This is a genomic window from Candidatus Pantoea floridensis, from assembly GCF_900215435.1.
GTDB classification, from domain to species: Bacteria; Pseudomonadota; Gammaproteobacteria; order Enterobacterales; family Enterobacteriaceae; genus Pantoea; species Pantoea floridensis.
Genome location: NZ_OCMY01000002.1, coordinates 325,116 through 338,196 on the forward strand (window position 1 = coordinate 325,116; position 13,081 = coordinate 338,196).

Annotated in this window: 13 protein-coding genes and 1 pseudogene; 10 read left to right on the forward strand and 4 right to left on the reverse strand. The window is 54.4% G+C overall.

Features of this window, described 5'->3' with window-relative positions:
• Positions 1 to 18: 18 nt before the first annotated feature.
• Together CRO19_RS22110 and CRO19_RS22115 are read right to left on the reverse strand one after the other, a co-directional pair.
• Positions 19 to 570: a C40 family peptidase gene (locus CRO19_RS22110; RefSeq protein WP_097097985.1), complete on the reverse strand. Its 552-nt coding sequence runs from the start codon at positions 568 to 570 to the stop codon at positions 19 to 21.
• Positions 571 to 809: 239 nt separating this feature from the next.
• Positions 810 to 1,784, reverse strand: a complete 975-nt coding sequence (locus CRO19_RS22115; protein WP_097097986.1) for an isopenicillin N synthase family dioxygenase — start codon at positions 1,782 to 1,784, stop codon at positions 810 to 812.
• A gap of 518 nt (positions 1,785 to 2,302) precedes the next feature.
• Here CRO19_RS22115 and CRO19_RS22120 point away from each other — a divergent pair.
• Together CRO19_RS22120 and CRO19_RS22125 are read left to right on the forward strand one after the other, a co-directional pair.
• Positions 2,303 to 3,271 carry an ABC transporter substrate-binding protein gene (locus CRO19_RS22120; protein WP_097097987.1) on the forward strand — a complete coding sequence of 323 codons (969 nt, stop codon included), beginning with the start codon at positions 2,303 to 2,305 and terminating at the stop codon, positions 3,269 to 3,271.
• A 7-nt stretch (positions 3,272 to 3,278) separates the two neighbouring features.
• Positions 3,279 to 4,694: an amidohydrolase family protein gene (locus CRO19_RS22125; protein WP_097097988.1), complete on the forward strand. Its 1,416-nt coding sequence runs from the start codon at positions 3,279 to 3,281 to the stop codon at positions 4,692 to 4,694.
• 6 nt (positions 4,695 to 4,700) lie between these two features.
• Here CRO19_RS22125 and CRO19_RS22130 read toward each other — a convergent pair whose 3' ends face one another.
• Complete coding sequence (locus CRO19_RS22130) at positions 4,701 to 6,221, reverse strand: MDR family MFS transporter (RefSeq protein WP_097097989.1); 1,521 nt, start codon at positions 6,219 to 6,221, stop codon at positions 4,701 to 4,703.
• A 79-nt stretch (positions 6,222 to 6,300) separates the two neighbouring features.
• Here CRO19_RS22130 and CRO19_RS22135 point away from each other — a divergent pair, with 79 nt between their 5' ends.
• The 7 genes and pseudogenes from CRO19_RS22135 (at position 6,301) to yahO (ending at position 10,847) form a co-directional block, all read left to right on the forward strand.
• Complete coding sequence (locus CRO19_RS22135) at positions 6,301 to 6,978, forward strand: TetR/AcrR family transcriptional regulator (RefSeq protein ID WP_097097990.1); 678 nt, start codon at positions 6,301 to 6,303, stop codon at positions 6,976 to 6,978.
• A 152-nt stretch (positions 6,979 to 7,130) separates the two neighbouring features.
• Positions 7,131 to 7,277 (forward strand): annotated as a pseudogene (gene hipB / locus CRO19_RS22140) (type II toxin-antitoxin system antitoxin HipB); the annotation flags it as partial.
• 138 nt (positions 7,278 to 7,415) lie between these two features.
• The gene (locus CRO19_RS22145; protein WP_097097992.1) at positions 7,416 to 7,982 is read left to right on the forward strand and encodes a peroxiredoxin; all 567 of its coding nucleotides are present in this window, start codon (positions 7,416 to 7,418) and stop codon (positions 7,980 to 7,982) included.
• A gap of 15 nt (positions 7,983 to 7,997) precedes the next feature.
• Positions 7,998 to 9,230: a protein-disulfide reductase DsbD family protein gene (locus tag CRO19_RS22150; RefSeq protein ID WP_097097993.1), complete on the forward strand. Its 1,233-nt coding sequence runs from the start codon at positions 7,998 to 8,000 to the stop codon at positions 9,228 to 9,230.
• 17 nt (positions 9,231 to 9,247) lie between these two features.
• Complete coding sequence (locus CRO19_RS22155) at positions 9,248 to 9,805, forward strand: sigma-70 family RNA polymerase sigma factor (protein WP_097097994.1); 558 nt, start codon at positions 9,248 to 9,250, stop codon at positions 9,803 to 9,805.
• Positions 9,792 to 10,421 carry an NrsF family protein gene (locus tag CRO19_RS22160; protein ID WP_097097995.1) on the forward strand — a complete coding sequence of 210 codons (630 nt, stop codon included), beginning with the start codon at positions 9,792 to 9,794 and terminating at the stop codon, positions 10,419 to 10,421. The genes CRO19_RS22155 and CRO19_RS22160 overlap by 14 nt, the downstream gene beginning before the upstream one ends.
• A gap of 156 nt (positions 10,422 to 10,577) precedes the next feature.
• Complete coding sequence (gene yahO / locus CRO19_RS22165) at positions 10,578 to 10,847, forward strand: DUF1471 family periplasmic protein YahO (protein ID WP_097097996.1); 270 nt, start codon at positions 10,578 to 10,580, stop codon at positions 10,845 to 10,847.
• Between the two features lie 82 nt (positions 10,848 to 10,929).
• Here the strand turns inward: yahO and CRO19_RS22170 are convergent, their stop codons facing one another.
• On the reverse strand, positions 10,930 to 11,997 hold the full coding sequence (locus CRO19_RS22170) for an SDR family oxidoreductase (RefSeq protein ID WP_097097997.1): 1,068 nt from the start codon (positions 11,995 to 11,997) through the stop codon (positions 10,930 to 10,932).
• 100 nt (positions 11,998 to 12,097) lie between these two features.
• On the opposite strand from CRO19_RS22170, the gene CRO19_RS22175 reads away from it, so the two are divergent.
• Positions 12,098 to 13,000, forward strand: coding sequence for a LysR family transcriptional regulator (locus tag CRO19_RS22175; protein WP_097097998.1), 903 nt, complete (start codon positions 12,098 to 12,100; stop codon positions 12,998 to 13,000).
• The last annotated feature ends 81 nt before the right edge of the window (positions 13,001 to 13,081 follow it).

The window sequence follows — 13,081 nt, forward strand, 5'->3', positions numbered from 1 at the left end:
ATTTATGCGCACCTCCAATCAAACCTTGTTTTTATAATTGAAACTGATCTGTGAATTTTGTTCTTTCGGCAAACGTCGTGCCTCCAAATAAACCGATTTCCAATACGGGTTATTTAGCGATGAGCGCATCACGCCCTGGCTTACAGAGGCGTGCAGGAACTGATGATCGGTGTCATAAAAGCCAACGTGCAACTCACGTTTAATGCGGAAGAAGACTAAGTCACCCGGCTGCAAATGCGCCTGATCCACCGGCTTGCCCATGGCAATTAACTCTTTGGTGGTGACACGATCCATGGGAATATTGAAGCGATCTTTCAGCGTGCGCCAGACAAATCCTGAACAATCCACGCCGGTTAATTGCGTGCCGCCCCACTGATATTTTGTCCCTTCCCATGAATGCATTTGATCGTGCAGCGCTGCAATTACCGGAATCAAATCGGGCTGCTTGCCACCCTCGGCCGAAGTATCAACGCTCTCCTCAGCAGGCGCGTGTGAAGACTTAGATGAACAACCTGCCAGAGTAAAGAGAAACAGGCAGGCGATAACTTTGCAGGCAGCAGAATTGATCATGTGATGGTGTTTTCGCTGAGGAGACAGGGGTTAGAGATTTATACCGTAAAGAAGTTGCAGAAATAAATAGCCGCGCGGCGAAATCTTTTAATTACCGCTTGGTTTTACCTAAGTTTACGCTTCGGTAACATCTTGTATTTGAGTTAAAAATCTATTTTCCTTAGCGCTAATTTTTTGTGCAGGAGAATATTTACCCCTCCTGCACAGAATGTCATCAATTTCGCCTTACAGCTGTAAGTTTAATACTTGCCGGAGAAGTTGGCGCTTATACGCTGCGCCAGATAATCCCGGGCGGAAATAGGCGGATACTTTTTCTCCGGTCCTTCGATAATCACATCCTCATTAGCCTGACAGAAAAACGCCAGGCTATAGCGTGCCGGGACAGATTCGCCAGGTAATGGATTACTGACGCGATGGAAATTGGACGGCAATTTATCATCGCTCCAGCGCATCAGCATATCGCCGACATTACAGGTAATAACGCCTTCCAGCGGCTCGATGGGCGTCCACACCTGCTCTTCCATCTCTTTACCTGGACACACCTGTAAACCGCCCTGCCCATCGCGCTGGAACAGCAAAGTCAGGCAATCAAAATCGGTATGCGCACCGGCACGCCACGGCCCATCAGGTTCGCCGCTAATGGCAAAGTAGTGCAGCATGCGCAACGTACTTTGATAGGTTTCACGTGAAGGTTCGTGCGCCTGAGCAAAGAAATCGTCCGGGAAGCCCAGCTTAAGCGCGAAACAGGAAAGCAAACGCATCCCCACTTCCCAGCACTGGCGTTCAAATTTCAGCACGTCGCGTTGAAAATCCGGTAAGGCATCATCAGGCCACAGATCTGCCATACGCGGCCGCGTTATCTGATACGACTCTTTTTGATCGGGTTTACCGGTGGAAGGACGGATTTGCGCCCGGTATTCCCAGCCCGCGTTACGGCTTAACGGATAACGTGCTTTCTCACGTTGCGGCAGTGCAAAAAAGCGCTCAGCGTTAGCAAAGGCAGCGTTGATATCGTCTAGCGGAATGCCGTGGCCGGAAACCTGGAAAAAACCGATCTCCGTGGCGGCTTGCCACAGCTGCTCGGCTATTTCGGGTTTACGCTGTTCAAAATCAGAGAGATCGATGATGCGCACATCGCGTGCTGCCTCAACGCCGCGCGCGCCCATGCGCGATTCTTTAGCCAGTTCATGCATGTCAAAAGTGGTCTTTTCCATTGGTTCACCTCGTTATTGAGCGATAACGGATGACACGCCCGCAGCGTGGCAGTCATCCCCGCGCCTGTTTGCTTTACTACAACAGGCGATCGAGCAATGACCCACCGGGTAAAACCACGGCTGACAGCTTCTACTCATGTTCACTCAAGCAAAGCCTGTGCCAGCTCGGTGAACCACGCAGAATCAATAGGTTAAACAAAGTGGCATGCCCATCGTGCACAAAGGCGGTGCAACACCCGCCAGGATGCATCCTGAATGAGCAGCGCTTGAGAGAAATGTGACAGAGGAGTTAATAAAATATGCGTATATTCAAATCGTTACATAAATGGCATGCGCTTTGCTAATTCCACACTGAGTATAAGCGGTCAGCGTGACACCAGATTCACGCAGGACATTGCTCTACAGCGTTAGCTGTACCTCGTCAGGGGACGATGCTTTTATTACCGGCATCGTGAGCACGCCATGCGCCGCTGCGCCCCTGATGATGACGACAAACTCAACGTTTATTGGGGGTTATTATGACAATGTCACGTTTCCGTTTCTCTTTACTCGCTGTGCTGCTCGGCACTTCTGCGCTGACGCACGCCGCAGACAAACTGGTGTTGCAAACCACCTGGGTCGCACAAGCCGAGCAAGGCGGCTATTACCAGGCGGTCGCTACCGGCATCTACAAAAAATATGGGCTGGATGTCGAAGTACGTTCAGGTGGGCCACAGCTCAATAACATGACGCTGCTGTTAGCGAATCGCGCCGATGTGATCGTCAGCTACGACCTGCAAGTGTTGCAGGGCATCGAACGCAATTTTCCGTTAAAAGCCATCGCTGCGCCCTTTCAGTTTGATCCCCAAGGCATTGTTACCCACGGCGATGTGAAATCATTGGCTCAGCTCAAGGGCAAAACCGTGCTGGTATCAGCCAGCGGGCAAGCCAGCTGGTGGCCGTGGTTGAAAAGCAAATATCAGCTGCAGGATGGTCAGGCGCGTCCTTACACCTTCAACATGCAACCTTTCCTTGCTGATAAAAATACTGCGCAACAGGCTTACGCCACTTCCGAAGTGCAACAGATCAAAGAAGTGCAGCCCAACAGTAAATTTTATCTGTTTGCCGATTATGGCTATCCGGCCTACGGCGGCATTCTGGTTACGCGCGATGATTTACTGCAAAAAGAGCCGGATGTGATGAAACGCTTTGTTGCGGCTTCGATGGAAGGCTGGAAATCCTATCTCGCTAATCCGACAGCAGGCAATACGCTGATCAAAAAAGAGAACACACAAATGACCGACGCCATTCTGGCTTTCGGCGTATCACAAATGAAGGCTTTGCACCTGATAGACGGCGGCGATGCAGCGACACAGGGCCTAGGCGTGATGACCGAGCAACGCTGGCAGGCCACGCGTGATTTTATGGTCAACGCGGGATTGCTGAAAGCCGCCACCGATTGGCAACGTGCTTTCACCACCCAGTTCACTCCATCCGCTACGCAGTGAGGCCGCGATGAACCCACTGTTAATTAAACACTGCGCCGCGATTATGACCGGGGATAAACACCAGCCACGCAGCCAGGCACGCGATATACGTATTCGTGACGGCCTGATCGTCGAAATGGGCGATCTCATCGCGACAGCAGATGAAACGGTCATTGATGCCCGCGATTGTGTGGTCTATCCCGGCTGGGTCAATACCCATCACCATCTGTTTCAATCATTACTGAAAGGTGAACCTAAGGGTTTGAATCTGAGCCTTGGCGGCTGGCTGGCCGCCACGCCCTATCGCTTTCGCGGGGCATTCGATGAACAGACGTTTCGTATTGCGGTACGCGTTGGCCTGGTTGAATTAGTGCGTTCTGGCTGTACCACCCTTGCTGACCATCACTACCTGTATTGGCCGGATATGCCGTTTGATGGCGCAGAAATCCTGTTCGATGAGGCCGCCAAACTGGGCGTGCGCTTTGTTTTGTGTCGCGGCGGCGCCACACAAAGTCGTGGCCTGGAAAGCGACTTACCTGGCGCGCTGCGTCCGGAAAACTTCCACAGCATGATGGCGGATGTCGATCGCCTGGTTGCGCGCTATCATCAACCGCACGATCGGGCGATGCGTCGCATCGTGATGGCACCTACCACCACCTTGCACTCCACCACGCCTCAGGAGTTACGCGAAAGCGCGCGCCTCGCCCGTCAGCTCGGTATTCGCCTGCATAGTCATCTCTCCGAGACCGTTGACTATCTCGATGCGGCGCGCAGCAAATTCGGTATGACGCCGCTGCAATTTTGCGCTGAACACGACTGGATTGGTGACGATGTCTGGTTCGCACATCTGGTAAAACTGCTGCCGGAAGAGATCGCGATGCTGGGTGCGGCAGGCAGCGGCATCGCGCATTGCCCGCAAAGTAATGCGCGCCTCGGTAGCGGCATTGCCGATGTAGTCGCAATGGAACAAGCCGGCATGAAAATCTCAATTGGCGTAGATGGTGCGGCATCGAACGAAGCGGCAGATATGCAAAGTGAAACCCACGCTGCCTGGCAGTTACAGCGCGTACGTAAAGGCATGCAGGCCCAGCCGCGCTATGCTGGTGGTACGTATGAAGGTGGAGGTGATGCCGCCAGCATTGAGGATGTGGTGCGCTGGGGCACGTCGGGCGGCGCGCAGGTGCTGGGATTGCACACCGGGCGTATTGCGCCGGGCATGGCTGCCGACATCGCCATTTATCGCCTCGACGATCCGCGCTATTTTGGCCTGCATGATATGGCCATCGGTCCGATAGCCAGCGGTGGGCGCGCCAGCGTGAAAGCGCTTATTTGCGATGGACATGTTGTGATGCAGGAAGATGTGATTCCGGGGCTGGATGTGGCTGAATTGCGCCGCGACGCTGCGCAAGCGGTGAAAACCTTGCAGCAGCGCGCGGGAGTATAAGCCGTGTTACGCCGCTGCGTCTTTCTTGCGCAGCGGTGATTCTGGCAACATCAGAGAAAGGATAAAGGCCAGCAACATCACCACCGCCGCCATTTGAAACGCGGCGTGCACCGCGTCGCCAAAGACCTGTAAATACGCCTGCTGCACATCAGGGGGGAGATGATGCACCGCCTCTGGATCGAGCGCGCGCGGCAGCGTTTTGCCTTGTTCCACCAGCGAGGTCAGGCCCGATTTCAGCACCTGGCTGAATACCGCCCCAAACAGCGCCACGCCGATTGAGCCGCCAACGGAACGGAACAGCGTTACTGATGAGGTTGCCACGCCAATCCTGTCCGGCGTTACCGTGTTCTGCACCGCCAGCACCAGCACCTGCATTACCATCCCCATTCCCATGCCTAACACACAGGCGAACAGGTAAATGTGCCACAGCGGTGCATCAATGGTTAGCGTGGTCAGCAGCGCCATGCCGATGGTTGCCAGCAATGTACCGGCAATCGGGAACAGGCGATATTTGCCGGTTCGGCTAATAATGCGCCCGCTGGCGATGGACGTGACCAGCAACCCGCCCATCAACGGCAGTAATTGTAAACCCGCTTCGGTCGGCGTCGATCCCTTCACCACTTGCAGATAGAGCGGTAGAAAGGTAACGCTTCCAAACAGCGCCATGCCGACGATAAAGGCCATTAAACTGGCGAGGGAGAAGCTACGATTACGAAACAGCGCCAGCGGAATAATCGGCTCCCAGGCGCGACGCTCTTCATAAACAAACCCGATCACCCCAATCACACCAAATGCCAGAATGCACCAGAGCTGAGGATCGGACCACGCGCGCAGCGTGCCGCCTTCACTGGTAAATAGCGTGATGCCCACCAGCGCCATGCTGAGGAACACCGCACCGGGAAAATCGATTTCGTGTGGCTTACGCTTGTTGTCGGTTTTGAACACCGCGTTGATGATTAACAGCGCCAGTAAACCCAACGGTAGATTGATATAAAAAATCCAGCGCCACGAGGCATGCTGCACAATAAAGCCGCCGAGCAGCGGGCCAATTACCGTTGCCAGGCCGAACACGCCGCCAAATAAGCCCTGATATTTACCGCGTTCCTGTGGTGGGATGACATCAGCCACCGCAGCCATGCTCACCACCATCAGGCCGCCGCCACCTAAACCTTGCAGCGCACGGGTAAAAATGAGCTGTTCCATATTCTGCGCTAACCCGCACAATGCGGAGCCTATCAGGAACAGTACCACCGAGATTTGCAACACCGTTTTGCGGCCAAACAGATCGCCAAACTTGCCATACAACGGCACGACAATGGTGGATGCCAGCATATAAGCCGTGACGATCCACGACAGGCGATCGAGCCCGCCCAGCTCGCCCACAATAGTGGGCAGCGCGGTGGAGACGATAGTTTGATCCAGCGCCGATAACAGCATGACAAGAAGTAAAGCGCCCATCAGCAAGCGGATTGAAGGAGGATTCTCCTCCCCGCTGCCCGACGACGGTGTAAGAGTGTTAAGTTTCATCACAGACACCAATTGAAATTAATTAAATACACAATTAATATTGAGCGCAGTCTGACATGAAGCAAGCGAGCGAGTAAAGATGACCGCAAAAAAAATCCCAGCAGCAGCGAAAACCACGGCAGCCAAACCGCGTCGTCCCGGCCGTCCACGCGGCGGCGCGATTAACGTGCAGCAGCGTGAATTGCTGCTTGATATCACTCTGGCGCTATACGCAGAAAACGGCATTGGCGAGACGTCACTGAATGCGATTGCGCGCAAAGCGGGCGTAAGTCCGGCAATGCTCAATTACTATTTTCAGTCCCGCGAATCGCTACTGGATATTGTGGTTGAGGAGCGTTTTTTACCGTTACGTCAACGCCTGGTCGCGCACTTTATTGACGACCCGCGTGACCCTGTCACGACTTTTAGCGCGTTTATTCGCGAGGTCGCGGATATCGTCACGACATACAATTGGTTCGCCCCCTTGTGGATGCAGGAAGTGATGCAAGGTGAAGGCGGTTTAGGTCAGCACATTAAGAAGCGTTTTGGCCACGGTGAGCGTGATGAGGTAAAAAAATTGATTGAAGGCTGGCAGCAGCAGGGATTACTCAATGCAGATTTAGAGCCGCAGCTGCTGATGACATCAATCCTTAGCCTGGTATTGGTGCCCTTCACCCGCTTTGCCAACGATCCTGCGTACAATCGCGACATCATCGTGCAGCATAGCTTGAGTCTGTTTTGTCAGGGGATTAAACCCACATCACTCGCCGCTTCGTAGAGATTCATAGCGCTTCGTGACATTCCAATGGGCTATCCAAAACGTAGACCAGCGCCTGTTCTTTGCTTATCCCCTGGCGAGGATAAACCCTTGCTTATCCTCTGTAAGGGATAATGGCTCAACGTTATGCACCCTTAAGATGAGAATAAGAGATGATTTACAGTCCGCGCCAACTTGCCAATCACGTCAGGCTGATTCGTCAAAAGAACCAATGGACACAGAGTGAATTGGCGAAGAAAGTCGGGTTAAAACAATCCACTATTGCTCATTTTGAAAACAATCCCGATCTGACCACGCTGTTGAGAACAGCATGCGTATGTTGGCACGTCTAAAAAAATAGTTTTTTTTCACCTCCACCGAAACTTTCCTTCCCGCCCCAGCGAACTGAACTACTGAGTCACCCAAATCGGAACTCCCCTACATCGCAGGAGCAGCTAATGAAACGCATGAAATCCCTCGTTTGTACCCTGACTATAACAGCAGCACTGGGTCTGTCCGCGTTCAACGCCGGTGCCGCATTGCCGGTAGGCGCTAAAGCCCCCAACTTTGAACTGCAGGGCGCGTTAGCCGGTAAGCCATTGACCTTCTCACTGGATAAAGCGCTGCAGAAAGGCCCAGTGGTACTCTATTTCTTCCCGGCCGCGTTCAGTAAGGGCTGCACCATCGAAGCGCACGATTTTGCCGAAGCCACCGACAGCTTTACCAAAATGGGCGCCACAGTCATTGGGGTCACCGCGGGCAATACCGATCAGGTTAGCGATTTCTCCAAACTGGAGTGCCGCGATAAATTTACCGTTGCCGCCGATCCGGGCGCAAAAGTGGCCGCACAATACCAAACCACCATGCAGATGAAAGGCAAAACCCTCTCCGATCGTACCTCTTACGTGATTGCGCCAGATGGCAATATTCTGCTGAGTTACACTGATAGAAACCCTGACACGCATATCGAGAAAGCGCTGGCCGCCGTTAAGCAGTACGACGCCTCTCATCCGCAAACTCACTAAGCAAAGAGGCCAGCGATGTTAACCGCCATGCTGGCCGCCTTCATCGGCGGCATTATTCTCAATCTTATGCCCTGCGTGTTTCCGGTGATCTCGCTGAAAGCACTCGGCCTGTTACGCCATACCGATAACGCCGCCAGCGCGCGCCGCGAAGGTTTGAGCTTTTTACTCGGCGTTGTCGTCACCATGATGGCGCTGGCGGGGATCTTGCTGGCGGCGCGAGCCGGTGGTGCCGCCGTTGGCTGGGGCTTCCAACTGCAATCGCCGTTGGTGATCGCCCTGCTTTCGCTGGTGATCCTTGCCGCCGCACTCAATTTACTTGGCGTGTTTGAAGTGGGTTTATCGGTACAGCGTGTAGGTTCGGTCGATGTCGGACGCGGCGCCTTTACGCGTTCAGCCTTGACCGGCGCGCTAGCGATTATCGTTGCGACACCCTGCGCCGCGCCGTTTATGGCCAGCGCCATCGGTTATGCGTTGGTACAGCCGCCTGCCGTTGCCTTAGTGATCTTTTTCGCGTTGGCGCTGGGCTTTGCCGCACCGTTTACGCTGGTTTCCCTGTTCCCGGCTTTGGCTAAATTCCTGCCGCGTCCCGGCGCATGGATGGATATTCTTAAGCGCGGCCTGGCGTTCCCTATGTTTGGTGCTTACGCCTGGCTGGTATGGGTTTTAGCGCAGCAAGCGGGCAGCGCAGCCCTCGCCACCTTACTGGCTGCCTCTGTGGTCGTTGCCTTCGCTGGCTGGTTATATGGGATGGCGCAGCATCGCCACTTCACCGGTAAAAGTCATAAAGTCATGTATAGCGTGACGGCGGTGTTAATTATCGCGGTGATCGCGCCACTACCCAGCCTGATCAAACCGGGCACAGGGCTGGCGGGCGATCGGCTCACGGCTGAAGTAAGCAAAGCCAAATGGTCGCCGCAAGCGGTTGAAGCGCAGCGCGGTCACGGTAAAGCGATCTTTGTCGATTTCACCGCCTCCTGGTGCATCACCTGCCAGGTGAACGAGAAAACCTCGCTCTCAACGCAGGCCGTGCAAGACGCGTTAGCAAAAACCGGTACGCTGTACATGGTGGCCGATTCCACTAAATTTAACCCGGACGTGGATGACACGATGAGTGAATTCGGCCAGGGTGGCTTACCGATGTATCTGGTGTACCCCGCCGATGGCGGACCGCCGAAAGTGCTGCCGCAGGTGCTGACACCCAGCATTGTGGTGAATGCGCTCAATCAGGCGGCAAGCAAGAAGGCGTAAGAACAACAAGGCGGATTATGCAAACAAGCGATAGCGCGCGCGAAAGTTGGCCCGCGCTAATGGAACGGGCGCAGGCGGGCGATCAGCTCGCCTATACCCGATTGCTCAAAGCGCTGGTGCCGGTGATTCGTTCGCAAGTACGCAAGCACTTCAGCGATGAGGCATTAGTCGAAGATGTGATTCAGGATGTGCTGCTGGCAGTGCATCGGGTGCGTCACACCTATGATCCTGCCTACCCTTTTTTGCCCTGGCTGATGGCGATTATCTCGGCGCGCGCTATTGATGCACTACGACGTCGCGGCCGCCATCAGCAGTGGGAAGTGAACGACGACGCATTACCGGAAGCCGCCAGCGTACCGGACGCGCACCGGCAAGATACGCAGGATGAGCTGGCCGGTTACCTGCAACAGCTACCTTCGCGTCAGCGCGAAATTGTTGAACATGTTCACCTGCGTGAGATGAGCCTGACGGAAGCGGCCGCGCATAACAACCTGAGTGTGGCGGCGGTGAAATCGCTGCTACATCGCGCATTAACCAATTTGCGCCGCTTTGGAGCCAATCATGACCGATCATGACCTGTTAATTGAAAAACTCGGGCGCGAGATGCAACCCGTTAAACCGCTGCGTTCAACCGGCTGGCGCGTCTTTGTCTGGCTGCTACTGGCTCTCCCCTGCGGGATTGCCGCCAGCTTTTTGGTACAGCGCAGTTTCACCGACTGGACGCAGCCCGGCGCGCTACAGGCCATGTTGCAACTTGCGCTGGCGTTTGTACTCGGTACCCTAGCGATCCGCAGCGCCTTTACGATGAGCATCGCCGGACGTCGCAGCATCAGCTGGAAAGCGCTGCTGACAATCGGTTTGCTCTGGCTCGGCATGAGCATCAGCCAGATTCCCGGTGAAGTGCCGCTGGTGCACGATAACGACAGTACGCGCTGTTTTACCTTTTTGCTGGTGGTCAGCACGCCAATGATGCTGCTAATGATCGCCAGCCTGCGCCGTACTCGCGCACTGCATCCGGTACGCAGCTTAGCGATGGCGGGATTGGGCGTCTCCTGCATGGCGGTCACGCTGCTGGCGTTTTGCCATCCGGTCCATCTGCATCCAATGGATTTTGTCATGCATCTGGCTGCAATAGTGACCATTGTGGCAATGACGGTGTTGGTAGGAAAACGGTGGGTGACGTTGAAGTAAGAGAGTTAACTTTTTTAAGTTAATTTTTGGAGGGGATGCAAGTTACGCAAAAGTTTAAAAATTGGCTCAATCACATTGTAAAGGGCACATTTGTAAACTATAGAATAATAGCAATGCTAACATTATTCCCATCATTTACCTCATCCAAGGATTCGTATGAAAAAATTAATATTGGCATTATTAGCAACCTCACTATCTTTTAGCGCATTTGCTGCAGAACTGATGACAAAAGTAGAATTTGAAAAGGTGAAAGATCAATACGTTGAGGTGGGAAATATTTCCACTTCGGGTGAAACGGATGCGGCAAGCGCCAAAGAAGAACTGTCTAAACTGGCAGATGAAAAAGGCGGCGATATTTATATCGTTACCTCAGCAAATACCAATAATAAAATATATGGCACTGCGATCGTTTATAAGAAGAAGTAATGGTTAAAACCGGCAGGCGCATTGCAAAACAGTTAATTTGGAGGGCGGTTCTCACGAGCCGCCCTTTTTATTTCGCGCAGCTTTATTGTGGGATAACCTTCTCTGCTTTCAGCCGATCAAAAAGTTCAGTAAAGGAATCCAGCGTTGAACGATACCCGGTAAAGCCCGCTTTGCGGCTCTTGCTCATGTCGGTGAAGGCTTCCATCGGACGGCCCAAGTCGGCATCGGTGTGCCACCAGGATGCGAGCTTAGTGATGTCCGCTTCGCGCAGCTGATAACGTGCTGCCACATCACGCCAGGCATCTGCCGCATCCTGCATGCGCCCTTCCAGTGGCATCATCTGTGCCGGATACGCCGCCGCTTCCACGCCGAAATAGGCCGCCAGACGTGGCCACAACCAGTTCCAGCGGAACACGTCACCGTTCACCGCATTGAAGTCCTGATTGGCCGCTTCTGCCGCCGTCGCCGCCCACAGCAGTTGCTCAGCCAGCAAACCGGCATCGGTGACATCAGAAACACCGTTCCACTGTTCTGGCGAACCGGGGAAAATAAACGGCAAGCCTTGTTCACGGCACAGCGTAGCGTAGACTGCCAGCGTCTGGCCCATGTTCATGGCGTTGCCCAGCGCGAACCCAACGATGGAGTGCGGGCGATGCACGCTCCAGCGATAGCCATATTTCTCCGCCCCGGCAAACACTTCATCTTCCTGCGCGTAATAGAAGTTATCGACCGGCTGACGACCCTGCTCTTCGCGGAACGGTGTGACCGGCACCGCGCCTTTGCCGTACGCTTCAAATGGACCGAGGTAGTGCTTGAGGCCGGTCACCAGCGCCACATGCGCGCCGTTTAGACGATCGCCTAACGCTTCAATTACGTTGCGCACCATCGCGCCATTGACGCGAATGTTCTCTTTCTCATTTTCCTGACGCGACCAAACGCTAAAGAACAGTGCATCCGGCTTCTCTTGCCCCAGCGCAGCGCGCACCGCTGCTGCGTCAGTAAGATCGGCAGTCAGGCTGCGGCAGCCATCTGGCACCGCGCCACGTCCGCGCGATAAGCCGCTCACCTGCCAGCCTTCACGCTGTAATTTTTCTGCCAGCGCACGTCCAATCACACCGCTAATACCTACAATCAATGCCTGCTTTTGCATTTCAATTCTCCTCAGTTTCAGTAATGATGAGTTTAATAGAGAATTAAATTCCTATCTCTGGCATTAATTCACGGCATTCACAACCTGAGTTCACTAATCGATGCACGATCAACGCCTGAAAGATATTGTTCCTTTTGTTGCCAGCGTGGAGAGCGGCAGCTTTGCCGCTGCCGCGGAGCGTCTGCATTTGACCGGTTCCGCCGTGAGTAAGAGCGTAACGCGGCTGGAAACCCGGCTTGGCTCGCGCCTGCTGGAGCGCACCACGCGCAGCCTGAAACTCACCGACGCCGGTAACGCCTATTACCAAACCTGTTTGCGCATTATGGAGGAGCTGGCAGAAGCCGAAGCGGTGCTGGCGGCGCAGCGCACCATCCCTTCCGGCCGCTTGCGCCTCGCGGTGCCGAATACTTATGGCCGCCTTGGCGTGATGCCGCTGCTGATTCCGTTTTGCCAGCAGCATCCGGATGTAGAGCTCAATCTGACGTTCTCCGATCGTTTTATCGATCTGTTCGATGAGGGGATTGATGTTGCGGTACGCATTGGCGGATCGCCCGATCTACCCGCCTCGCTCGGCTGTCGCCAGATGGGTCGCGAACGCATGGTATTTTGCGCGTCACCGGATTACCTGACGCGCGTAGGTCGCCCAAACAATGAAAGCGAGCTGCTTCAGCATCAGGCCATCATGTATGAACGCGTCGATGGCAGCACCAAACCATGGCTGTTTACCACTGAAGATGGCTATCCGCACTGGCGCAATGTGCCGCACCGCATGGCGCTGGGGGATGTGGATGCGCAGGTGCAGGCAGTGTGTGGCGGGCTAGGCATTGCACAGATGCCATCGTGGTTGATCCGTGAGCCGCTGGCGCGCGGCGATCTGCAGATTATTCTGCCCGAACAGCAGCCGGACGGTTTAGCCTTAACGCTGATCTGGCCGCGCCGCAAACAGCTGCTTCCCAAAGTCGATGCGCTGCTGGCCGCGCTGGAAGGATTATCGATCCGTTAAATTGCTGGTGCGCATTAATGCGCACCCTACGGTGTGTTTTCGTAGGGTCGTCATTAATGGCGACCACGCAATCAACGGTAA

Excerpts from the sequence above, each read along its gene's own strand:
- CRO19_RS22110 (WP_097097985.1), bottom strand. The coding sequence starts at position 570 with ATGATCAATTCTGCTGCCTGCAAAGTTATCGCCTGCCTGTTTCTCTTT.
- CRO19_RS22115 (WP_097097986.1), bottom strand. The coding sequence starts at position 1,784 with ATGGAAAAGACCACTTTTGACATGCATGAACTGGCTAAAGAATCGCGC.
- CRO19_RS22120 (WP_097097987.1), top strand. The coding sequence starts at position 2,303 with ATGACAATGTCACGTTTCCGTTTCTCTTTACTCGCTGTGCTGCTCGGC.
- CRO19_RS22125 (WP_097097988.1), top strand. The coding sequence starts at position 3,279 with ATGAACCCACTGTTAATTAAACACTGCGCCGCGATTATGACCGGGGAT.
- CRO19_RS22130 (WP_097097989.1), bottom strand. The coding sequence starts at position 6,221 with ATGAAACTTAACACTCTTACACCGTCGTCGGGCAGCGGGGAGGAGAAT.
- CRO19_RS22135 (WP_097097990.1), top strand. The coding sequence starts at position 6,301 with ATGACCGCAAAAAAAATCCCAGCAGCAGCGAAAACCACGGCAGCCAAA.
- CRO19_RS22145 (WP_097097992.1), top strand. The coding sequence starts at position 7,416 with ATGAAACGCATGAAATCCCTCGTTTGTACCCTGACTATAACAGCAGCA.
- CRO19_RS22150 (WP_097097993.1), top strand. The coding sequence starts at position 7,998 with ATGTTAACCGCCATGCTGGCCGCCTTCATCGGCGGCATTATTCTCAAT.
- CRO19_RS22155 (WP_097097994.1), top strand. The coding sequence starts at position 9,248 with ATGCAAACAAGCGATAGCGCGCGCGAAAGTTGGCCCGCGCTAATGGAA.
- CRO19_RS22160 (WP_097097995.1), top strand. The coding sequence starts at position 9,792 with ATGACCGATCATGACCTGTTAATTGAAAAACTCGGGCGCGAGATGCAA.
- yahO (WP_097097996.1), top strand. The coding sequence starts at position 10,578 with ATGAAAAAATTAATATTGGCATTATTAGCAACCTCACTATCTTTTAGC.
- CRO19_RS22170 (WP_097097997.1), bottom strand. The coding sequence starts at position 11,997 with ATGCAAAAGCAGGCATTGATTGTAGGTATTAGCGGTGTGATTGGACGT.
- CRO19_RS22175 (WP_097097998.1), top strand. The coding sequence starts at position 12,098 with ATGCACGATCAACGCCTGAAAGATATTGTTCCTTTTGTTGCCAGCGTG.